The organism is Herpetosiphon sp. NSE202 (assembly GCF_042688385.1).
Lineage (GTDB): Bacteria > Chloroflexota > Chloroflexia > Chloroflexales > Herpetosiphonaceae > Herpetosiphon.
The window spans coordinates 24123-47690 of the sequence record NZ_JBHUPY010000020.1 but is presented as its reverse complement, the minus strand read 5'-3'; the positions used below and the strand labels follow the sequence as shown (position 1 = coordinate 47690).

Below are 23568 nucleotides of genomic sequence, written 5' to 3'. Positions count from 1 at the left end.
TGGCTACTCCTCGCTCTTTGGCAATTTTTAGGATAATAGCTTGAGTTCTTCGACCGTTAGTGGTTTTTGGCGAAACCATGGATAGTCAAAGACTCGTTCGCGCTCTTGATCAAGATCCATCGTTGCCGACGGAAAGCCAGTGCTTGGCGTGCCTTCTGCCTGACGCACCACCAAAATTGTAATTGGTGGCAACGCTTGGTTTTTGCAATAGCGCAATAGATGATCAAGGTGCATTGCAAGGCCATGCGGAGGTAAACCAACCAATTTGCCTAGAGTTGTATAGGTCAAGTTTTGGCGTTGATAAGCAAAACCGATCAACACTTGATAAATTTGCAGTGCTCGTTCATAGGTTGTCATCTCTGGCATAACGGCTCCTTGCTGTGCGGTTGAATCCAAGATCGATTATCAAGCATTTGCAGTCTACTCGTCAATAGTGGCGATAGGTTATTGGCTTTTGGCTATGCAAACCGTAATCAAACGAATCTGTGGAATCTGTGACTAAAAGTGAATTGCTTTTAACGCAGAGGAAGAAGGCTGAAGGCAATAGTCTATAGCTGTACCGGTTCATTGCGTTAACGACGATCCCCCAAGCCCCCTCACCCGCCCGCGAGGCGAGGGGGAACCACGCAACCCGTGCTCCCCTCGCCCGCGTTCAGTGAGCGAGGGGCTGGGGGTGAGGGCATGTTCTTGATTTTCAATCCAATGGACCAGTACACATAGCCCATAGCCTAACATCCTATCCTTCGCGCTCTTCGCGTCCTTCGTGGTTCCACTGATCCCCAGAACCTACATCCGTTCGATACAGGCGGCGACAGAAGCGACAGGCGGCCCAACCCGATTGAGAAATTCGGCTGGATGCAAGGCCAGAATACGCCAACCACGCTCAGCAGTAAAACGGCTGCGAATTTCATCCTCGCTGATGGCGCGGGGCACGTTGACACTGGCGAATTCAACCCCAAACGCCAAGAGATAATAGCGGCCTTGCGGTTGCAACGCTTGCGCTAAATCAGCAATAAATGGCTCGCTATCAGCCTCATTGAACAAATGATAAAAGCCAGTATCAACGATTGCGCCAAATTTGCTTGGCAATAACGAAGGCTTGAGGCCATCGCCAACTTCAAAGCTCAGTCGTTGGGCAACCTCAGCAGGTAGTGCCGCAACTTTTTCGCGTGCTTGCTCAATCGCGCTTGGCACAAAATCGACACCGACAACGCTATAGCCAAGTTGGGCGAGGCCAATTGCCAAATCGCCCGAACCACAACCAACATCAAGCAACGGATTTTGCGGTGGAAAAGCCTTGATCAAGTCGATCAGCGCTGGTTGCGGGGAAGCAACATCCCACGGCGGCACAGTAGTATAGACATTGGTAAAAAAATCCAGCGGTTCTTCGCCAAATCGGCCCATCACACACCTCCTACAATTAACGCTTTGGTTGACTATAACAAACTAGCCTAGGCCAAAACTCAGCCCTGATACCGAATTGAGCGCAGAAATTTACTGCCAAGTACTGGATTACAGCCCAAAATGGCAGCAAAAGCCCATTGTTTTGCCAATTGATTCGGCTACATTGAGTGCAACGATGTAGTGGATTTTGCAAAGGAGAATGCCAAATGCAGCAACGATCGAAATGTTGGATGTTGCTCATAAGTTTGGTTTTATTTGCTTGTGGTCAGCCAGATACCCCACGTGCCAGCAACCCAATCGCAACCATGCCAGCAGCCCAAGCCAACCCAAGTAGTACGCCGATCAATGGCGGTCAGAGCAGCGAACTGAGCATGATTGAGCAATTGCAACGGCCAGCCCAAAGCCAGACCTACGAGTTTGTGCCAAGCCCCATGAGTGCGAACATTAATGATCGGTTGTCGTTATTTATGCAGGAATTTATGCTCGATCAGCTCATGATGCTTGATCTCGATTCGAGCAGTAATCCCAACGATATACCAATTCAAGCAATTGATGACTATCTCACCGACACGCCAATCGATCAAGTGATTGCGCATTATCAAACCAGCTTTGCCAGCACAAATTGGATTGCCCAGCCGATTCAACATATACATCCCCAAAATGCGAGTTTGATGTTTGAATATGAACAAGCTCGGCTCTATATTTTTAGCTTTACGCCAATCAATACTGATCAATTGTTTGTTTCGATTAAATTGCTACAAACGAATGAGTCACTGCCAAACCTCGAACTGCCGTTGGTGAATACCTCAGCTATCTTTACAGCGCACGATCTGCACTTCCCATCAGATACCTCAATCAATAACGCTTTGTTGAATGATCCCGCCAGTGGAGCGCTGCTTAAACGCGATCTGCTGATGCCCGTTCGTCAGCAGCAAAGCTTTTGGCCAGGCGAAATCACGCTCGAAGCGAGCCTCGTTGCTGAGACTTCCGATTCTCAGCAACTTACCTACAATTTAGCGAAAGCTATGGCTGAACTTGGTGGTTGGCAAGCAAGCAATAACTTATTGGAAACTGATAGTTATGTCGGCCCTCCATTGGTGCGTTTTGTTGATAATACAATTCAAGTGCTGCTGATGAACCAGCTCAGCGAGCATGAATATCTGGCCCAATCAAGCCCAAATGACTGGCTGTTGGGAATGCATCTGGTGACCTTACGACCCTCCGAGCAGCCAAATTTCAGGTTAGACCCTAGCTTTTTCAGCCCAATTGAAGCCTTAGAAATCCCAACTCAACCAGATCAGCAGGATTATCAGTTTGGTACTGATCGATTGATTGATAGCTTGCTCTATGGCTGGCAGCAGAATGAGATTACCAAAACCAAGCTTCAGGCCTACATCAACACCAACTACCCAGCAGAATCCGCATGCAGCCCAAGCCCAACCAACCCAACCAGCAACATTCGCTATAGTGTTTTCAGCAGCGACAGCAACCCAATCGAAGTATCAACAACCTATAAACTAACATTAACCGAACCAAACGACTGGAATAATCTAGGAGACGAGATAACGTTTGCTTTTTATGGAGTCAGAACTGAGCAAGGCCATCATGGTGGTACGCTTAATTTGATTGAACGCAGTCGCTACAACCCTCAGTTAAGTGGCAGTATTGGAATTATCAGCGAATCAAGCGCAACTTCCGTAGCGACAGTTAACTTTCGGGGAACTCAATTTGATCTTCATAGCCCTGTATCTGAGGTTTTTGAGCCAATTACTCATAGCTTGCCATTACTGCCCGATGCTGTTAAGTTCAATTCTGTACCCCATGAACGATTTAATCCCTATGTTTACGGTTGGCTTAATAGTTTACGTTACCAACGCTCCAGTAACGATTGCAAAGAAATCACCTATCTTGATGGCGTACAAGCCTTGGTGATCGATTCAAGCGACTTAACGCTTGCACCCAATTTCTACGACCCAATTTTGCAAAGCCAAGGTTGGCAGAAAATTGTGATGAGCGACAAGCATCACCGCTACATCAAACCAGAGCAAGATGGCAAGCTTATCAATACAATCAATCTTCGCTGGCAACTTGGCAGCAGCATCATCGGCGGCATAATCCAAGTTGTGATGATTGATTCCAGCGTTACCCACAGCCAATAGCCACAATCCAAGTGCGATGGGCCATTGAAGTCTGCTTCGGCAGCAGCAGTGGCCCAATTCGCATTTTAGCCCTGCGTTGCGATGATCATTTTCATAATGCAGCGCATTATGCTGCTATAATGCAAGCGGAAGTCTGAGAGGCATAGGTTCTAACCAGGGCAATCAAAGGAGCAACTGGATGAAAATCTTTTTGGATACTGCTGATGTAGAAGAAATTCGCCAAGGTGTGGCGATGGGCGTGGTTGATGGTGTGACCACCAACCCTTCATTGGCAGCAAAAGCAGGCCGCAACTTCCGCGATGTAGTTTTAGAAATTGTTGAAATTTGCCCCGGCCCAGTCAGTGCCGAAACCGTGGCATTGGAAGCCGATGAAATAGTCCGCGAAGGCCGCATTTTGGCCAAATGGGCACCAAACATTGTAGTTAAAGTTCCCTTGATGGCCGAAGGCTTGAAAGCTGTTAAGCAATTGACCAGCGAAGGCATCAAAACAAACGTAACCTTGGTGTTTTCGGCCTCACAAGCCTTATTGGCAGCCAAAGCTGGCGCAACCTTCGTTAGCCCATTCCTGGGGCGGCTCGACGATATTGGCCAAGATGGCATGATTTTGATTCGCGATATTGTGCAGATTTTCAAGAATTACAATATCCAAACCGAAGTTTTGGCCGCTTCAGTGCGCCACCCAGTACACGTGCTGCAATCGGCATTGGCTGGCTCGCATGTTGCTACTATGCCGTTCAAAGTGCTGCAACAATTGGTCAAGCACCCGTTAACTGACAAAGGCATCGAAACCTTCTTAGTTGATTGGAAACAAGTTCCCGATGCCGCAACTGTGTTTGCTGAGTAATCAATGAGTAATGCACCTTCATCAGGGCAATCACCGGCTCCGCGTTTTCAACGCAGTAAACGCCCCCCGCTGCTTCGAAGGAAGGAGCGGGCTGGGCGTAAGCCTTGGGTGAACCCATGGAACTGGGCCAACATTTTAAGTTCGATTCGGATAATCGCAACGATTCCGTTGTTGATGTTGTTGCTTAACGACACTGCGGTCAGCTATTTCTGGGCGTTTTGGTTTTATGCGGTCGTGGCGATCACCGATTTGCTCGATGGTCAATTGGCCCGCAAATATGGCTGGGTCAGCAATTTAGGCATCTTCCTTGATCTCACCGCCGATAAAATTTACACTGCCGGCATTCTGATTTGTTTGGTTGCAACCAACCTGCTTGCGCCTTGGGCGGCGATTATTATTTTGGTGCGCGAATTTGTGGTTACTGGTTTGCGCTCACTGGCAGCAGCAGAAGGTGTGGTTATTCCATCTGGGCGTTGGGGCAAACTCAAAATGATTGTCACAATCCTGGCGCTCGGCTGGATTATGGTTCGCGCCAATATCGACCGCGCTGGCTGGTTTACTGCAATTGATGTTGGTGGCGGCTTGACGTGGCTCAGCCATTTATCATCAATTGTCTTGTGGCTGGCTGTGTTGCTTACCATCATGTCGGGGGTCGAATATATCTGGGCTGCTCGCGAAATCTTCCGCCAACCACCACGCCAAAACCAAGACTAAGGAGGCTGCGTGAATTACCTGCTGATTGCTGTAATCAGTTATTTGCTCGGTTCGATTCCCTTTGGGTTGTTAATTGGCCGCATGGTTGGTGGGATTGACGTACGATCATATGGTTCGAAGCGCACTGGTGCAACCAATGTGCTGCGCACTATGGGGCCGCGCTATGGCGGATTAGTATTTGTGCTTGACGCACTCAAAGGTATCGCAGCAATTTGGGCAGCACGTTGGCTCTTGCCCGATAATGCGTGGGCCATGGCGCTGGCGGCGACGCTGGCAGTGGTTGGCCATATTTACCCAATTTTTGCAGGCTTTCATGGCGGACGCGGCGTAGCCACTGGCTTGGGCGGTGTTTTAGGCATCTTCCCGTGGGGCTTTCTGGCAGCAGCGTTGGTTTGGTGGCTGGTCGTTTGGCTGACGCGCTATGTTTCGCTGGCCTCAATTTTGGCGAGCATTGCGGCAGCAGCAACCGCTGGTGTATTTTTTGCGCTCGATCAAACCCACATCGCAATTGTGACCTACTGCGGCTTGATTGCTTTGGCGGTGGTTATTTCGCACCGTGATAATATTACCCGCCTTCGCAACGGCACCGAAAGCAAATTTGGTCAGCGGGTGAGCGTCAAATAGCTATCCAGAATCAGACAAGCTTAAATTCGTGTACAATATCAAAACATGCAAACGATGTTTGATTAAGGTTTTGAGCAACTCTGGGTTTAATTGCGCCTATGACTGATGCAGCAGCAACCTTGGCACTGATTGCTGAAGAAGTCGCCCACTGCACTGCTTGCCCACTTTGTCGCACCCGAACCAATGCAGTGCCGGGCGAAGGCCCAGCCGATGCCGAAATTTTGTTAATTGGTGAGGGGCCTGGCCAACGTGAAGATGCGCTTGGTCGGCCTTTCGTTGGGCCTTCGGGCGATTTACTCGAACAATGGCTGGCCGAAATTGGCCTTGTCCGTGAACAGGTTTTTATTGCCAATGTGGTCAAATGTCGGCCACCTGGCAACCGCGACCCTGAGCCAAGCGAAATTGCCGCTTGTGCCCAATTTTTAGATCGCCAAATTGCGGCCTTGGCTCCCAAGTTGATTGCGACACTTGGGCGGCATTCGATGAACAAATTTTTCCCTGGTGGCAAAATTACTAAAATTCATGGCATTCGGGGCGTGAAACGGGTTGGCCAAACGGTATTTTTACCGTTGTTCCACCCAGCCTATGTGCTGCGCAACATGAACGCCATGCCCGATGCAATCGCCGATATTCGGCTGGTTCCACGGCTGATTGCACGGCTCAACCAGCGCTTGCACGAAGAAGCAAGCCAACCAAGCGAGCCTGAAATCGACGAGCCAACAGCGCCACCACACCAAACATCAATGTTTTAAGGTCTCAGCGCCGAAACCACAGAACATCCGGTTGGTTGATTTCGCGAAGAGGATTATGCATGAGCTTTTTTCGGCAACGCAGATCATTAATTGGGCTGGGGTTGCTGAACACTGGCTTATTAATCGCCACCTGGTGGCTGTTATTTAATCTGTTGGGCTTAGAATTAACGTCCTTGTTTCGTTCGTGGCAACAGCAAGCCCCAACCTGGACTGCTGGCCAAAAAACGACTGCCTTTCTCTTGCTGAGTTTGGGCTTGAGCTTGCCACGCATGCTTTGGCAATTGCTCTTGGAATGGCAAACCAGCTATCAATTTGAAGCTGATGGCTTGACGATTCGCACGCTTGGCTTGCTGCAATTTTATCCGTGGCAGGCAGTTGAGCAATTGCGGCCAGCCTATAGCTACGACGATTATGTGCAGCGCATCGATGTGCTGATGACAAACGCATTGGGCAAAGCGCCATGGTATCGGCGTTGGTTTTATCGCCATTATTGCAATAAAGTGCCGTTGTATGCCACATCCGGCCAATTAACCAGCTTGTTAAGCCAAATCAAGCAGCATTGGCCCAATAATACAGTTTAGGCCAACTGGCCTACGCTGTGATCTGAAGAACTGCTACTCATCGTTATGTGGAGTGGTACGACCAAGAAGCTTTATTTAACAACTATCTCAGCCAATGGGGTTGGGATTATCCATGAAAGGAGCCATGACGACAGTGCGAGCCTGCTTGCACTGTGGTTTGTATTCGTATGACTAAAAACAAATTACGGGTTATCCCACTTGGGGGCGCATCGGAAGTTGGCCGCAACATGTGGGTTTTTGAGTATGAAGAAGATATTATCATCTGCGATATGGGCGTGATGTTTCCTGAAAGCGAGATGATGGGCGTTGATTTGGTTTTGCCCGACATCACCTACCTGCGCGATAAAGTTGCCAATATTCGCGGCGTGTTGCTGACCCACGGCCACGAAGACCACATTGGGGCTGTGCCATGGTTGATTGGCGATCTGGGCTTTCCCATGGTTTATGGCACAACATTGACCTTGGGCTTGCTCTCGAATAAGCTCAAAGAACATCGCTTGACCGATAAAGTTTCGACCAAAACAATTGCGCCAGGCGATAAATTCCAGCTTGGTTGCTTCACGATTGAGCCATTCCACATTGCCCACTCCATCCCCGATTCGGTGGGCTTTGGCTTGACCTCGCCCGCTGGCTTGGCCTTGTACATTACCGACTGGAAGCTTGACCATACGCCGGTTGACAACTGGCCAACCGAAATCGATCGCTTGGTCGATTTTGGCCGCCGCAACCCGATCGTCTTGGTAACCGACTGTGTGCGGGTGGAATCGAAGGGCTACACACCATCAGAGCGTGTGGTTGGCGATGCCTTTGATCAAATTTTTGCCACCGCACCTGGGCGGGTGATTATGGCCACCTTTGCCTCGAATATTTCGCGGGTGCAAATGGCAATCAATGCAGCGCTGGATTATGGCCGCAAGGTTGTGCCAGTTGGCCGCTCGATGGAAAATAACACCACGATTGCCCGTGAATTGGGCTATTTGGAAGTGCCCGATGGCATGCTGATTCGGCCAGGCGATATGAAAAACCTGCCTGATGATCAAATTGCGATTGTCTGTACGGGCAGCCAAGGCGAGCCAATGGCGGCGCTTTCGCGCATGGCCAACCGCGATCATCGCCAAATTTCGATTCAGCGTGGCGATACGGTCGTGATTTCAGCCTCGCCAATTCCAGGCAACGAAGTGTCGGTCTACAAAGTGATCGACAACTTGTATAAACTTGGCGCGAATGTGATTTACGGTTCAGATTTGCCAGTCCACGTTTCGGGCCACGCAGCCCAAGAAGAGCTGAAAATGTTGCTCAACTTGGTGCAGCCGCAATATGTCATCCCCTTCCACGGCGATTATCGCCACCTTGCGCGTTACAAGCAATTGGCTGAGGGCATGGGCTTTAATGGCGACAACGTGCTGATTGCCGAGGGTGGCTCGATTATGGAATTCAGCCAAAACTATGGCAAACTGGTTAGCCGTGCGCCAGTTGGCCATGTCTTTGTTGATGGCGTTTCGGTTGGCGATATTGGTGGCGCTGTCGTTCGCGACCGCCAAATGTTGGCCAAAGATGGCATTTTGATGGTGGTTGTTTCAGTCGAATTGCAAACTGGCAATTTGGTTGCCGGGCCAGATATTGTCAGCCGTGGCTTTGTATCGACCCGCGACTCAACCGATTTGATTGAAGGAGCCAAGGAAGCAGTGCGAGCCTCGTTTAGCGAAAGCTACGTTGTGCCAGCGCGGGCCTTCAGCGATGGTGAAGAAACCGCCGAGGGCAACTCGCCAGCAGTTTCATCGCCAGCAGCCCGCAAAATCAAAGAAGTGGTTGGGCGTTACCTCTACGAGCGCACCCGCCGCCGCCCAATGGTTATTCCGGTGGTGATGGAAGTCTAAACAATAAGCAACGAAAGGCCGCCTTGGAAGTGCTCCAAGGCGGCCTTTTTGATTAACCAAAGCCGTTGGCGGCTCCTGAGTAAACCCAGGAGCCGCCAAGGAGTTTTAGTTCTTGTTTACCCAAGGCAAGTAGACCTTGCGGGTTGGGTCAACATTCTCAGAGACGTTGATTGTCACTGGAATTTGAACGTTTGGCTTGGTTGTGTCGTTCGATTGAATACACAGGTTGACTGTGTGGAGACCAGCGGCCAAGCCGTTGGTGTTGAATTCAAGCGCCACATTGGCTGAACCATCGGCTGCGATCGTGCCGCTATTTGGCACTGCGCGAACCCATGAAGCAGCATCTGGCGAACAAGCAACACCCAAATCGAGCGAGATGTCATCGAGGAAGAAGTTGCTATTGCCACCAGATTGAATAACTGCTTCAACCCGCAAGGTGTGGGTTGTCCCAGCATCAAAGTCTGCTGAATCAATTGGCACTTCAACCAAGGTGTAGGTTGGGAAGCCGGTTCGTTCTGGGTTGGTTACCCGATAGACTTCATTACCATCGATCAAAACGCGCATGTAGTCGTTTGGTCGGTTGGCAGCAGCCGTGATAAACATCCAGAACGAAAGCGTGCCTTCGCTATCGCTTGAAGCGGTGAAGGTTTGCTCAAGTGACGCTTCTTCGGTTGGCATGGTTGCGTTGATACCGCCGAACCAAACATAGAATTCGCCAGTATGTGGAACGTCCGAGATTGAATCTTCATCGCAGTCTGCGGTACACATAACGATATCACTAAAGTTGGTTGAGGTTTGAGTCCAGAATGGGTTGCTGCCATCAGACTCGGTGGCTTCGAAGCTACCGTCTTGAATCACTTCAGCGGCGGGAGCGGTTTGCTTGTTGCCGTTGAGGCGATTGCTTGCTGGCACTGGCTTGCGGGTTGCGACTTCGCCATTGCCACTGGTTGGGGCTGGGCGGCCATTTGCAGCCAATTCACCAATCGTCCAGGTCAATGGTGCAGCACCATTGTTTTCCAAGGTGAGGGTTTGGGTCGTGATGGTGTTGATGCCAACGGTTTCGCTGATTGGGGTGGTATCCACATCCAAACATGGCGCGTTCAAGCGCAATTCGGCATTTTGAGTCACAGCACCACTTGCCGGAACCACGACCGTGAAGGTTTGGGTCACATAGCCAGCTTTAGCAATCGTAACCGTATAGGTACCAGCAGCCAAGCTATAGCTATATGCGCCAGCAGCATCAGTTGTTAAGACGGTTGGGGTTGCAGTATTGATTGTCACAGTTGCGCCACTTAATGGAGCTGGTGAGACATCACATGCAGCCAAGCCTTGAACCGTACCGCTGACCGTACCGAAGTTGGCAGGCGCAGTAACCGTCAAGGTAACCGGAATGGTTACTGCTGGTTGCGGGCTGTTGTGGGTCAAGATTAAGTTGCCAGTGTAGACCCCAGCTTGGGTCACGCCAGCAGTCGAGAAGACCACATTGACAACTTGGTTGCTTGGTGGCGTACCAGCCAAGCCAGTAATCGTGGTTGGCGATTCACTCAACCATGAAATCCCATCACAGGTTGCCGAGACACACAAGGCCATTTCGTTGCGCACTCGTGGTTGGTTAAAGCTGTATTGAACAGCTTGCGCCGTGGTTGCGCCACGAACACCAACAGTTGCGCTAGCACCATTGTTGAATGCTGCATCGCCGTAATCGACATCCTTGTATTGGTAGACCATGCCACCTTGTTCTTTGATCACAACTTGGAACGTGCCGCTACCAATGTTTTCGTAGTGGGCGCGGTTATTCCATTGAACAATCAATGAACGATTTGGCGCAGTGCCAATAACTTTCCAGAAGACTCCGCCGGCTCCGTCATCAATATCATCCCAGAATGGAGCAATGATGTTATTGACGGTACCAGTCAGTAACGATGCGTTGCTTGCAGCAACATCACCAGTTGTCGCCCCAACCAAGATGCCACCATTATTGCCAACCCGCAGGTTGCGGCTACTGGTGTTGAAAATGGTAACGGTGAATGGGCTGGTGATATTCGCTGCGCCATCATCAGTCAAAGCCAAGTCAGTGCCATCGTTCGCTTCGATCCAGCTATAGGGAACTTCAGCGATGGTATAGCCAGCTTGGCTGACTGCGCTGCGGCTTTGTTCGCTGATGGTTGCGTTGAGTGGCGCTGCACCTTTGCTGGTCACAACCAAGGTTTGGGTTACTGGAGCAGCACCCAAGACCAATGAAGCGCTCAATGAACTTGGGCTAACCGTCACACAAGGCTTGTTCAAGCGCAAGGTGAAGTTTTGGGTTACGTCGCCACCGTCAGTCACGGTTACGCTTTGCGATTGACCAAGGTGATCAACGGCGCTAGCAGCAACCGTGTAGGTGCCACCTTGAGGAACGAAGAAGGCATATTGACCAGCAGCATTGGTGGTCACTGTTGCAGTAACCCCATTGGTGTAGGTAATAAGAATTTTCGCGCCACTTGCAGGAGCAGGAACGGTATCGCAGATACCCGATGAGGTAACCGTACCCGAGATTCGGGCTTGAGTCGCTGATGGATTGACGACCATCGTCACTGGAATATTGAAGGTTTGGGTAATCACTGCTGAGTAACCAAGGCTCAAGCTACCAGTGTAGGTGCCAGGTTGGGTTACAGCAGATGGGTTCCAGCCAATTGCGACGTTACGGGTAGCGCCGCCAGGAATTACGCCTGTTGTTGGTGCTTCCTTCAACCATGGCAGACTATCACTACCACCAGTGATTGCTTGCAAGACCCGCTCAAGCACCGTGCGCTCGATCGTTTCGCCACCAGTTGATGTGCCAAGGTTAACGAAGTCGGTTGCAAGGTAGACAGCTTTGTAGCTATTGCGTTGGATGAAGCTACCGCCAACTGCGTTATTTACGTAGCGGAAGATCACGGTTGATGAGCTACCTGGGGTGTAATAGTCAGGGAAGCTATCGCTTGATGCAGCGTTTACGCCAGCCATGAAATCGGCACCGGTTAAGGCGCGGTTGGCAGCACCTGGATCGTCACCACCATAGGTTGAATCAAGCATGGTCTTGTAGAACACGCCTGGATTGGTGAAGAAGCCAAGGTCGTTATCGGCGATAAACAAGCGGCCACCAGCGTTCAAGTATTCGGTCAACTTGTTTTCGCTTGGGTTCGGGCTGCTGCCGGTACCACCGGTTGCGCCGAGGTAGATCACTGCATCGAAGGTTTGCAGGTTGGCCAAGCTACGGGCTTCGAAAGCAACGTTATCGATTGATTCGAAGGTATAGCCAAGTGCGGTCAAAGCGGTGGTTGCCGCCGTTGCCGACGTAGCCGAGTTGCGTTGCACAACCAAGACCTTACCAGCTTGGACAGCGGCTGGCGTAAAGCCTGCTTGGCCGTTTTCGCGGATGGTATAGGTAAATGGTTGGGTACCGTTGTTAGTCAAGGTCAACCCAACCGTATCGGTGAATGGTGCATCACCAAAGGTAAAGGTGCGGCTCAAGCTGGCTGGGGTGTAGCCAAACGCTGGAGTAATTGCCAGATTTTGGGTTGCAGTAACCCCGTTGCTAATTGTTAAGCTTTCGCTATCAGCAGCAAAGCCAATTTTCGAAGCCGTCAGAGTATAGCTGCCTGGCTCCAAGCGAATTGCAAAGCTACCATCAGCTTTGGTCTTCACATATTGGTTGCTAATTGCCACAGTTGCATCAGCCACCGGCGCACCGTTAGCGCTGTTGGTCACAATCCCTGCGACCGCACCAGCGGCTAAGGTAAAGTCTTGGGTAGCGTTGGTTGCATCGGCTACCGTCACAGTTTGTGATTGGGTAACATACTTTGGAGCGCTAACCGTAACGGTGGTTGAGCCAACATTTGCCACTGGAATGGTGTATTGACCAGCAGCGTTGGTGGTGGTGGTGTAACCAGGTACCGAAACGGTTGCCCCAGCAACAGCATTGCTTGGGGTAAAGGCATCACGCACCGTCCCACTGATTGAGCCATAGCTCAAAGTGAAGTTTTGGGTCGTGGTGACATTTTGGGTAATCGTTACGCTTGGTACAGCTTGGAAAGCACCTTGCAAGCTGGCGGTTACTGCATAGGTACCAACTGGCACAACCATGCTGTAGTTACCGCTGGCGTTGGTCAAAGCGCTTGCGCCACCGCTAGTCCGCACGGTTGCCCCAGCAACTGGGTTGTTGTTGCTTTGAGCAACGCGGCCAGTCAAGGTACCGGTTGGGCCAACTGAGCCGTTGTAAACATACAAGGCAAAGTCTTGGTCGGTGGTATCGGCATTACCAGGAATTGCATCGCCAGCAATGTTGCGGGCAATAACTTTCACTTGGATGGTGCCAGTGGTGCCTGCTGGCAAGTATACGCCTTCGATGTTGTTTTTGGTATCGGCGGTGCCACCAGTGGTTGAAAGTGCGCCGTTGAAGACATTACCTTTGTAGGTTTGGCCGCCAGCGGTTACTTCGAGATCAAGGTTGTTGACATAGCTGTTACCAGTTGTGCTGCCAGCTGCGTCAGTCCAGGCCAAGGTAATGCGCACGGGCTTGGTTGATTCAGCAATTTGACCAACTTGGGTGAATTCTTCCCCAGTTGCGCCAAAGGTGCGAGTTTGGTCAACCAAAATCCGTTGAGTGCTATCCAAGGCTGGTGCCAAGTTCACATCGCCCCAACCTTGTTGGTTCGATGGCAAGGTGCCGCCGGTGCCCGTGCCGTTGAGATAACGGGTTGAAGCCAACAAATAGGCTTTCAACATAGCTGGGCTTGGAGCAACCCCACCGCCGAAGCTGGTGCGATATTTGGTGTAGAGCAATGAAGCCGAGCCTGCAACCGCTGGGGTTGAGTGGCTGGTACCGCTCGACCAAGTGTAGAGGGTTTGGCCGGTTGGGTAGTAGGCACTCCCAGCAATGGCACAAACGCTATCGCCACTAAAGTCAGCTTGTTGTGAAGCTGGCCCCATCACGTGGGTCCCAGGAGCCATAATGTCGGGCTTAACCCGCGCATCATCGGTTGGTCCAAGGCTTGAGAATAGAGCAATATCATCAGCATTATCGGCATTGGGTTCGTTACAACCGTCAATCACGCCTTGATCGCGCACGTTTTCGGTTGCGCCAACGGTGATAACGTTTTTCGCAGTCCCAGGTGCGCCAACCGTGTTAGCTCCACCGCGACCAGCATTACCAGCAGCGATAATGTGGGTCATTTCTTGGTTGCCAGCAGTCGTGCTACTTGCATCACGGGTGCCTTGGTCGAAGGCTTGTGATGAAGCGGTATATGCACCACCGCTATCTGCACCCCAACTGTTCGATGAGATTGCAGCGCCATGGCTATAAGCCATTTCGATAATCCCAAAGTAGTTGCTACCGCCACCACAGTTGGTTAGGTTAAAGCTACCAGCATTATTGAAGATTTTGGTGCTGGCCATGCGACCGAATGGCGAGATACCTAAGCCAACCCGATAGCCACCAGCAATCCCTGAGCTAGCACCGTCAACGTGTGGCGAGCCAGTCAAGTTGTTGTAGCTACCAACGATCCCCACATTAAGGTGACCGTGGCCATCTTGGTTTGCGCCAGTCGCATCGGCAGTACAGTTGCCAACGGCGGCAATCCGCGAGGTACCAGGCTTCACCCCATTGACATAGAAGTCAGGGTGAATTGGCGAGGTCGTGCCGTTATCCAGACCATCATCGACAATATCGACAATTGGATATTGGTTAGGATCGGTTGGCACGCCTTGGCTTTGCAACCATTGGAGGTAGCCTGGGCCATTTGGCACAACTTTGCCACCAGCGGTGGTTATGTTGCCAGCCAAAATTTGGCCTTGGCGCTCGTCCATCAGCTTGGGAGCTTGCCACGACTCAACGTTGTAGACATTGGCGCGACGAGCAATTGGACCCAAAGCGTCTTCGCTCACTTGCACCGAAATCGTGGTGAAGTTGAGCACTTGCCATGGCGTTGCATAAACTTGAGCGCTGGCTTTCAGCACTTCGTTTACATCTTGCGCAACTGTGGCACTGTTGTAAAACTGAATCGTGACATCGACCAGGCCCTTTGCATCGGGATTGCTGGCTTTTTGGCGCAATTCAGGTGCCAAGCGATATTCTGGGTGGTAAGCACCAGCCCATTGAATCGCTACATTGCTCTTGCTAAGCGAATCGAGTTTGGCCAAGGTTTGGCCATTTGCCCAAACGAGGTAGGCGTTGTTGGGCATGTAGATGACGCGTTCGGCCCCGGCTTTGGTGATTTCATCCAACCAAGCATCCTTGAGCGGCCCCGCAAATTGCACCAACCACAGTTGGGGGTCGGCAGTTGGGCTTTGGCTCAAGCTTGATTGCACCGTGGGAACGTTTTTTAAAGGATTAAAGCTAATCCCGCGCAAACCAATCGTATCCAGATCGGCGGCTTGGGCACCAGCTAATTTGTTAAGGCTGTTGACGTTACTATCGGCAACTTGCCAAACAGAAAAAGAACCATAATCGGCAATTAACGTGCCATTTGTGCGGACAAATTTATTAGCTGGGCTGTTGGGTTCGACGAGGAATTTGGTCGTCGCAGTCGGAGCACGCAATACTTCTGCACGGGCTGGTTGCGCCGCACCTTGAAGTCCCAATGAGAGCGTCATTGCAATGAGGGCTGCTTGCCGAATGAAGGGGAATTTGGCCATGCCATCCTCCACACACAAGTGTGTATGTAATACCAGTCAATTTCCAAGCGGTACGATGGTGAGCAAGTGGCTAAAATGTCAAAATACGAATACTAAACTGCATCCCTCCTTTCATCAAAAGGGGATTGTCGCAAATTTGGTGAGAGTTATAGCTTAAAGAAGCCCGTTCACTGGTTATGGGCGTATGGTAACGCTTCAGTTTGAGGCGCTATGGGGCAACAATCGCTTAAATTCGTATCCCGTTGGGGATAGGACTATTGTACTAGCAAGCATTTCTTTATGCAAATTTAACCTAATTGCTCATTCTAATCAGCAAAATCTTAGTTTTGCTTAACTTAAATGGCTCGCAAATGCGCATTTTTAGCGATCTTAGACCAATGAGTTTCAAAAGCGAGGTATGTAGTTAGCTATGACCACAGCTAAACAGCTAATCTTGCTTAATCCTAGTACTTTCGTTAGGCTTAAGCAGCGCTATCTTCACAATCACAGCGTCGTTAAAGAGTTCAATCTTTAGATTGATGGCTGCTGATCAAGCCGTGGTATAATCGCAATTAATTGATAACACTTGGTTCGCGGGAGTATTAAGCGCGTTTTTGCAGAGAGTAGCTGGTTGGTGCAAAGCTACACCAAGCGCCCAACTCGCCCGTTTATTGCCCCACCAGGGAACAGCCTCGGCTGCGTAGTTGGTGGCGGGTGCGCCCGTTATCGCGCCTACAAGTGATGTGCTTCGGCTCATAAGCAGGGTGGTACCACGGGGTTTTGCTCCGTCCCTCGCATGAGTTCGGGGTTTTTTGTTTTAGATTTTTGCCAATTTAGATATGGTTAACGAAGGAGTAGACTATGGCCACTCGTTATGACAGTAGCGTCACCGAGCCAAAATGGCGCGAACGCTGGGAACGTGATGGAATTTATCGCTTTGAGCCAGACAGTGATAAACCAAAACATTATGCAGTCACTATGCTGCCCTATCCATCGGGCAATTTGCACATTGGCCATTGGTATGCCATGTCGCCCAGCGATGTGCATGCCCGCTATATGCGCATGCAGGGCTACAACGTCTTTTTCCCAATGGGCTTCGATGCCTTTGGCTTACCCGCCGAAAATGCCGCCATCAAAAACAACTTAGATCCGCGCAAATGGACCTATTCAAACATTGAATATATGCGCGGCCAGTTGCAATCAATGGGCATGATGGTCGATTGGCAGCAACAGATTGTCAGTGCCGACCCTGAATATTATCGCTGGAACCAGTGGTTTTTTATTCAGTTTTTCAAACGTGGCTTGGCCTATAAAAAATTCTCAGCTGTCGATTGGTGTCCCAAGTGTAATACAACCTTGGCCCGCGAACAGGTTATTGGCGACGAACGCCGCTGCGAACGCTGCGATAGCTTAGTCACCAAGCGCGATTTGGATCAATGGTATTTCAAAATTACTTCCTACGCCGATGAATTGCTGGATTTCTCAGGCTTGGATTGGCCAGAACGCATTACGTCGATGCAACGCAATTGGATCGGGCGCTCGGAAGGTGCCGAAATTACCTTTAAATCTGAGGCCGGCGATCCAATCACGGTCTTTTCAACGCGACCCGATACCTTGTGGGGCGCAACCTTTATGGTTTTGGCTCCCGAACATCCCTTAGTTGCTAAATTGACCAGCGCCGAGCAAAAAGCCAGCGTCGATGCCTATGTCGCCGAAGCAATTCGCAAAACCGAAGTTGAGCGCCAATCAACCGACGACGAGAAACCCAAAACTGGCGTGTGGATCGGTGCCTATGCGATTAATCCGGCCAGCCAAGAGCGCGTGCCCATTTGGATTGCCGACTATGTGCTGATGACCTATGGTACTGGCGCGATTATGGCTGTGCCCGGCCACGACGAACGCGATTTTGCGTTTGCCACAACCTTTGGCTTGCCAATCAAGCGCGTGGTTATCCAAGCAGAGCAAACTGCGGAAACACCCTTGGAAGCAGCCGAAGCAGCTTATGGCACGGTGGTCAATTCGGGCCAGATCGATGGGTTAAGCTCAGCAGAAGCCAAAGAAGCAGTCATTAAATGGTTGGAAGCTGAACAATTGGGCAAACGGGCAATCAACTATCGCTTGCGCGATTGGTTGGTCAGCCGCCAACGCTATTGGGGCACGCCAATCCCAATGATCTATTGCCCAACATGTGGTACTGTACCCGTGCCAGAAGATCAATTGCCCTTGCTGTTGCCCGATGAGGTCGATTTCAAGCCAACTGGCGAATCGCCCTTGAAATTGCACCCAACGTGGCGCTTTACTACCTGCCCCAATTGTGGCGGCGAAGCTGAGCGCGATACCGACACCATGGATACTTTTGTCGATTCATCGTGGTATCAAGCACGCTACTTAAGCCCTCACGATGCCAATGCGCCATTTACCAAAGCCATCGCCGATAAATGGTTGCCAGTTGATCAATATACTGGTGGGCGTGAGCATGCAGTGATGCACTTGTTGTACACCCGCTTTTGGTGGAAGGCCATGCGCGATTTGGGCTTGGTCAGCGCCAACGAACCAATGACCCGCTTGATCAACCAAGGGGTGATTTTAGGCGAAGATAGTAATAAAATGTCCAAATCACGCGGCAACGTGATTGACCCAGATATGCTGGTAGCCCAATATGGGGCCGACACCGTGCGCACCTTCTTAATGTTCATCGGCCCGTGGGAGCAAGGCGGCCCGTGGAACAATCGCGGCATCGAGGGTTGTGTGCGCTTCTTAGATCGGGCTTGGCGCGTCGTGACCGATACGCCGCAACGCCACGATGCAGCGGGCGATGCTAGCACTTTGGAACGCCAAACCCATCGCATCATCAAAAAAGTTGGCGACGATATTCAACGCTTTGCCTTTAACACCGCCATTGCTGGCTTGATGGAATTCGTCAACGAATTGATGAAAGCCCGCGAAACCGATGTTTATGGCAGCGAACAATGGCGCAAAGCCAGCGAAGCCTTAACCTTGTTGTTAGCGCCAATCGCGCCGCATATTGCCGAAGAATTGTGGGAATTCTTGGGCCATAGCGAAAGCGTGCACCTGCAAGCTTGGCCAAGCTACGACGAAGCCTTATTAATCGACGAATCAATTGAATTGCCAGTGCAAATCAATGGTAAAGTTCGCGGTAAAATACAGGTAGCCGCCAACGCCGATGAAGCAACAATTATTGCTGCCGCGTTGGCCGATGAAAAGATTGCACCGTTGGTTGAAGGCAAGACCATCGTCAAGCAAATTGTTGTACCAAATCGCTTGGTCAACATCGTCATCAAATAAGTGTTTGGTGTTGCAACGGAAGGGTCGTAGAGAAACCCTTCCGTTGACCAAACCAGAAGCGAGATACCTTGGCAATCGGGAAACCTTGCCAGCATTCAAGGAGCCTGCATGACCAGCTATTATCAAATGTTCAAGCAGCACGAAGAAGTCATTGTCGATCGCGTTATCAACGCCTTACAAAGCCAAATTCCCACCTACGGTTCAATGCCCAGAGATGATGTGCGTAAACGGGTAATAGCTGGGCTTGATCCATATGCCCGCGATCTCGATAACGACAAACCGCAGGCTTTCCCTGATTATTGGCGGCAAACCAGTTATGTACGTGCCCAACAAGGCATTCCTATTGGCGCGTTCTTAGAGGTATTGCTTGTTTCTACCGATATTATGATTAAAAGCTTGCGCGAAGCCTACAGCGATAGCCCCACCGATCAAATTAATGTGATTGAAAAAGGTCATCAAATTACTACCGCCGCAATCGCCGCAGTCTACGAGGGATTTCAGCAGCACAAAGATGAAATTATTTCATCGCAAACCTATGCCCTCGCCGAAGTTTCATCGCCAATTGTGCCCGTCTATGAGGGCGTGTTGGTCTTACCATTAATTGGCTCAATCGATTCGATGCGCGCAGGCCAAATTATGGAATCACTACTTGAATCGATTAATACCTATAGCGCCGATGTGGTAATTTTAGATATTACTGGCGTGCCAGTTATCGATACTGGCGTTGCCAATTATCTCTTACAAGCCGCCCGTGCCGCACGCTTGCTTGGCTCAACCGTTGTCTTGGTGGGCATCGGGGCCGAAATTGCCCAAACAATCGTTCAATTGGGCATCGATTTAACTGGCATTATCACCCGCGCCAACTTACAATCGGGCATTGAATATGCCTTAGATTTACAAGGCTTGGCAATTCGCCCACGCTAATCAAGCCAAAACGCTGTTAAATCAGCATAGTTAGAGACTCGGCAGATCGCAGTAGGTTGGTATCTTTTATCGCAATCCAAAAAACCTAACTTTAGGAGGGCTCGCAACTGTGGCAGATTTAGCAGCTTTTTACACCAAACACTTCGATGAAATTATCGAAGCCACGATCGGGGTCATTCAAGCCAATGTGGTTGAATATAGCAAAATGGCGCGCGAGGAACTTAAAAAACGCACAGTTGCCTCAATGGATGCATTAATTCAAGATTTGCGTGATCCTGAGAAGCATGCCTATCAGCAACATATGCGCGATATTAGCTACGATCGCTTTCGCCAAAATATTCCTTTAAATAGCGTTCAACAAGTGTTGCGCAGCGCCAACCAAGCAACTGCTAGCGTGTTGCGTAACTATTATACGGATGATCCGGTCTTCTTGCTCGAAATGCTCGACCGCCTCCATGAACTCACCGCAGAAGGCATGATGGGCATGTTCAACGGCTATGAAGATGCTCAAGTCGAAATTATTTCCAACCAAGAATCAGCCTTAGCCGAGGTTTCATCACCAATTGTGCCAGTCTATGGCGGCATTTTGGTGCTACCTCTGATTGGCTCGGTCGATTCGCGCCGTGCAGGCCAAATTATGGAAGCCTTGCTCGAAGCAATAAATACCTATAGCGCCGATGTTGTTATTTTGGATATTACCGGCGTGCCAGTCATTGATACTGGGGTTGCCAACTATCTCTTGCAAGCAGCCCGCGCCGCTCGTTTGCTTGGCTCAACCGTCGTTTTGGTCGGTATCGGGGCCGAAATTGCCCAAACGATCGTTCAATTGGGCATTGACCTAACGGGCATCGTGACCCGTGCCAACTTGCAAGCAGGGGTTGAATATGCGCTCGAATTGCAGGGTTTAGCGATTCGCCCGCGCTAATCGCAACCCATACGAGCCACATCAGCAAGTTTTTAGCGCTTGATGTGGCTCTTTTTTTGCAATAATTTGGCCAATTGCTGCTTGCAAGGTTGCTGCTGTCGCCACAGCGTTCAAATCGGCTCCCATACTTACCAATGTTTGAGCAACATCGGGCCGAACCCCAATTAAGGTTGTTTGTGCCCCCAGCAAATAGGCCGCCCGCAAAATTCGTTGCATACCATTTGCACCTTCGTCATCAATCAACTGAACTCCAGTCAAATCAATTAATAAGCGTTGCACCGCTTGCTGATTGAGCGATTCCATCAATACCTGCTGGCATTCAGCAATTCGCTGCTGATCGAGCACGCCAATCAGCGGCATAACTAACACGCCAGGCAAAACCGGAATCGTCGGAAACGAAAGTGCTTGCACCGCCTGCGCCAATTGATTGCGCTGTGCTTGCTCTTGCTCAAGCTGCTCTACCGTGGTACTCAGCCGCCGCCGTTCCTGCTCAAGCAACGCCGTGCGCCGTTCCAATTCAGTAATATCGCGAATAAACAACATCGTGCCTTGAATCTGCCCAGCGCTATCTAACACTGGCGAGACCGTATTTTCCAGCAAGCGCAGTGGCTCGCCTAAAGCCAACGTTTGGCTAAAAGGCTGGAATGGATCTTGAGCTAAGGCACGCTGCAATGCTGCAATATCCTCAGCAGCAACCCCAATTGTGGCTAAATTGGGCTGAAGTGGTTGTTGATTCTGCAAGCCAAGCTGTTGAGCTGCATAATTGAGATACACCAACATGCCTTCGCGATCAACCACAACCATGGCCTCGCTCATCGTTTGCAGCGCCTGCTGCACTGCCACTTGTTTGGTTTGAAATAAACTCCCACGTAGCACAATATAGGTCAAACTCAGCACTAAAGGCACGGTTTGCAAAATGCTCGCGAGCTGCCCACTTGAATCCAACTTAATAATTCCCAAGACCGAGTTGGTCAGCGCTGTAAATAAAATGGCGAACATGAGCCAGCTAATCGAGCGCCTCGTTGCTGGATTACGCCAAAATGCCGTTGCCAACAAACCAAGCTGAACCAACCACCCAAGGCTAAATAAGCCCAACATCAAGCCAGCTGCCGAGCCAGCAATTGGCCGATAAATCTCTTGATCGAGCGCTATACCTGCGGTAAACCAACCAAATTGGCCAACCAGATCAAGCGCTACTATGCCAATCGCCCCAACATAAACCAGACTAATCCAGCGAATTGGGCGCTGGCCTTCCCACCATTGAGGCATAAACAGCGCCGCAAACAGCAGCAGCATTAATAAACACAAGAGGCCTAAGCTAATCAGCGCAACACAAACCAAAATATATGAGCTAGCTGGATCGGTGGTTAGATTACGGGCAAGCGCCGTGCTATTAATCACCACCAAACACAAGGTTAAGCAAAAGAAGATTCGGGCAGGCCGATATTGGCTTGCCCGCGCCAGAATAAACGTACCTAAAGCAGTTTCAAGCACCACGAATAGCAGATTAATCCAATAAGCAAGCATCTAAGTTGTATCCTAGGTTGATTGGTATAACCATGCTATGATAGCTGATCACCGAGCGCTTGCACAGCTTTACAAGCCAACAGTTAGGCTCAATCTTGCTAATTGTAATCGTTTGCTCATCAAGTATTTGCCTATTAATACATACCTCGTTGCACTGCGTGGTTCGACCAGCGAGCTTATGTTCGCTGCTGCAACTTGCGCCATGGCCTAGCTCGGTAGCATGCATACAACGCGAACATCGCCGAAAGTAGCGTCACCACAGCCCAACCAACTTGATCAGCATCACTAAAATATACATGCTTGAACTCCGTCATAAATCCATTAATCAGTAATAAACTAATCCCTATAATTCCTAAGGTTCTCGTTGTATAGCTCCTTTGCCAGATAAACGAGTTCAAGAGTAATAAGCCTATCGGAAACCAGATAAATGATGCAAAATTTAAGTCGTGACGAGGATCGTCAAGCCACCAAGCAATAATGGTTGGAGTTTTAAAAATCGTGAGATAGCTCGCTAAAGAATACAGCCCGATGTTAATAAGATAAAGATATTTTTGGACATGAACCTGTTGCCAACGGTTTGTTTTCGGTACATGGTACATAACTGCTTCTCCTATTTACAAGCATCCTGATATTGCTCTTCTCGAAGCCTAATCGACTCTTTTGCTTTAACATCCTTAATCATCCCGCACCAATCTACTATTGCCTGGTGAATTTCGCTAATATCTCCTTTTTGGAGCATAGGTTCAGGTATTTTTTCAGTAAAATTTGTAATATCATCATATAGTTGTTGAATTCGATCACGACTTACTGCACTTACTGACCCTTCTTCTTTAATATTACTTTTAATATGGCCTATTTGGACTGAATAGTAATCAAATAATTGCACAAATCCAATCACATTGCCTGAGCCTAAGCTTAAATCCCACCATGGTTTAACGGCCCACTTCAGAGCAGCATTGTAGTTATAGATAAATTGTGAAGATGCTTCACAATGAAGCTGTGCATTGGAAAGATATTCTAAAACCTCTGCTTGAGCATCACGATCACTAGCTCTTAAAACCCAAGTTAGTTTGTCAGCACAATTATGCCAACTAAACCATAACGATTGTCCTGTTGTAGCAATTTGCCCACGCTGACGTGCTTCGATAACCTTTAAATTATGATTGATTGTGTAACTATAAAAGCTCAGAACTAAACAGCTAATCAGTGAAGCCGCTAGTAACCAACGTTGAAATATGTTCATAGTCATCCCTTTGCTACTAAGTTGAAATTAGCCTACCTTTTATGGGTAAGCT

Annotated in this window: 16 protein-coding genes; 10 read left to right on the top strand and 6 right to left on the bottom strand. The window is 49.8% G+C overall.

The window, feature by feature from the left end; translation table 11 throughout:
* Nucleotides 1-27: 27 nt before the first annotated feature.
* Nucleotides 28-366 carry a hypothetical protein gene (locus tag ACFMKP_RS21270; RefSeq protein WP_382294873.1) on the bottom strand — a complete coding sequence of 113 codons (339 nt, stop codon included), beginning with the start codon at nt 364-366 and terminating at the stop codon, nt 28-30.
* Nucleotides 367-786: 420 nt separating this feature from the next.
* A complete protein-coding gene (locus ACFMKP_RS21265) occupies nt 787-1404 on the bottom strand; it encodes a class I SAM-dependent methyltransferase (protein ID WP_382294871.1) in 618 nt (205 codons plus the stop codon).
* A 206-nt stretch (nt 1405-1610) separates the two neighbouring features.
* Between ACFMKP_RS21265 and ACFMKP_RS21260 the strand changes: the two genes are divergently transcribed.
* From ACFMKP_RS21260 to ACFMKP_RS21230, 7 genes are all read left to right on the top strand, one after another.
* Entirely contained in the window at nt 1611-3563 is a 1953-nt protein-coding gene (locus ACFMKP_RS21260) for a hypothetical protein (protein ID WP_382294869.1), read from the top strand.
* Nucleotides 3564-3741: 178 nt separating this feature from the next.
* Nucleotides 3742-4407 carry a fructose-6-phosphate aldolase gene (gene fsa / locus ACFMKP_RS21255; protein ID WP_382294867.1) on the top strand — a complete coding sequence of 222 codons (666 nt, stop codon included), beginning with the start codon at nt 3742-3744 and terminating at the stop codon, nt 4405-4407.
* 3 nt (nt 4408-4410) lie between these two features.
* Entirely contained in the window at nt 4411-5121 is a 711-nt protein-coding gene (gene pgsA, locus ACFMKP_RS21250) for a CDP-diacylglycerol--glycerol-3-phosphate 3-phosphatidyltransferase (protein WP_382294865.1), read from the top strand.
* 9 nt (nt 5122-5130) lie between these two features.
* A complete protein-coding gene (gene plsY / locus ACFMKP_RS21245) occupies nt 5131-5745 on the top strand; it encodes a glycerol-3-phosphate 1-O-acyltransferase PlsY (protein WP_382294864.1) in 615 nt (204 codons plus the stop codon).
* A gap of 98 nt (nt 5746-5843) precedes the next feature.
* Nucleotides 5844-6497, top strand: a complete 654-nt coding sequence (locus ACFMKP_RS21240) for a uracil-DNA glycosylase family protein (protein WP_382294862.1) — start codon at nt 5844-5846, stop codon at nt 6495-6497.
* A gap of 59 nt (nt 6498-6556) precedes the next feature.
* A complete protein-coding gene (locus tag ACFMKP_RS21235) occupies nt 6557-7078 on the top strand; it encodes a hypothetical protein (protein WP_382294860.1) in 522 nt (173 codons plus the stop codon).
* A 167-nt stretch (nt 7079-7245) separates the two neighbouring features.
* A complete protein-coding gene (locus tag ACFMKP_RS21230; protein ID WP_382294858.1) occupies nt 7246-8955 on the top strand; it encodes a ribonuclease J in 1710 nt (569 codons plus the stop codon).
* A gap of 105 nt (nt 8956-9060) precedes the next feature.
* On the opposite strand, the gene ACFMKP_RS21225 is transcribed toward ACFMKP_RS21230, so the two are convergent.
* Nucleotides 9061-15612: a carboxypeptidase regulatory-like domain-containing protein gene (locus ACFMKP_RS21225; RefSeq protein ID WP_382294856.1), complete on the bottom strand. Its 6552-nt coding sequence runs from the start codon at nt 15610-15612 to the stop codon at nt 9061-9063.
* A gap of 840 nt (nt 15613-16452) precedes the next feature.
* Between ACFMKP_RS21225 and leuS the strand changes: the two genes are divergently transcribed.
* The 3 genes from leuS (at nt 16453) to ACFMKP_RS21210 (ending at nt 20746) form a co-directional block, all read left to right on the top strand.
* Nucleotides 16453-18897, top strand: coding sequence for a leucine--tRNA ligase (gene leuS, locus ACFMKP_RS21220; protein WP_382294854.1), 2445 nt, complete (start codon nt 16453-16455; stop codon nt 18895-18897).
* A 108-nt stretch (nt 18898-19005) separates the two neighbouring features.
* Nucleotides 19006-19821, top strand: coding sequence for an STAS domain-containing protein (locus ACFMKP_RS21215; RefSeq protein WP_382294852.1), 816 nt, complete (start codon nt 19006-19008; stop codon nt 19819-19821).
* Between the two features lie 109 nt (nt 19822-19930).
* Nucleotides 19931-20746, top strand: a complete 816-nt coding sequence (locus ACFMKP_RS21210) for an STAS domain-containing protein (RefSeq protein ID WP_382294850.1) — start codon at nt 19931-19933, stop codon at nt 20744-20746.
* Nucleotides 20747-20767: 21 nt separating this feature from the next.
* Here the strand turns inward: ACFMKP_RS21210 and ACFMKP_RS21205 are convergent, their stop codons facing one another.
* The 3 genes from ACFMKP_RS21205 to ACFMKP_RS21195 all read right to left on the bottom strand — a co-directional run bounded on the left by ACFMKP_RS21205 (nt 20768) and on the right by ACFMKP_RS21195 (nt 23516).
* A complete protein-coding gene (locus ACFMKP_RS21205) occupies nt 20768-22273 on the bottom strand; it encodes an STAS domain-containing protein (protein WP_382294848.1) in 1506 nt (501 codons plus the stop codon).
* Between the two features lie 176 nt (nt 22274-22449).
* Nucleotides 22450-22872, bottom strand: coding sequence for a hypothetical protein (locus ACFMKP_RS21200; RefSeq protein WP_382294846.1), 423 nt, complete (start codon nt 22870-22872; stop codon nt 22450-22452).
* Between the two features lie 11 nt (nt 22873-22883).
* On the bottom strand, nt 22884-23516 hold the full coding sequence (locus ACFMKP_RS21195; RefSeq protein ID WP_382294844.1) for a hypothetical protein: 633 nt from the start codon (nt 23514-23516) through the stop codon (nt 22884-22886).
* Nucleotides 23517-23568 lie beyond the last annotated feature (52 nt).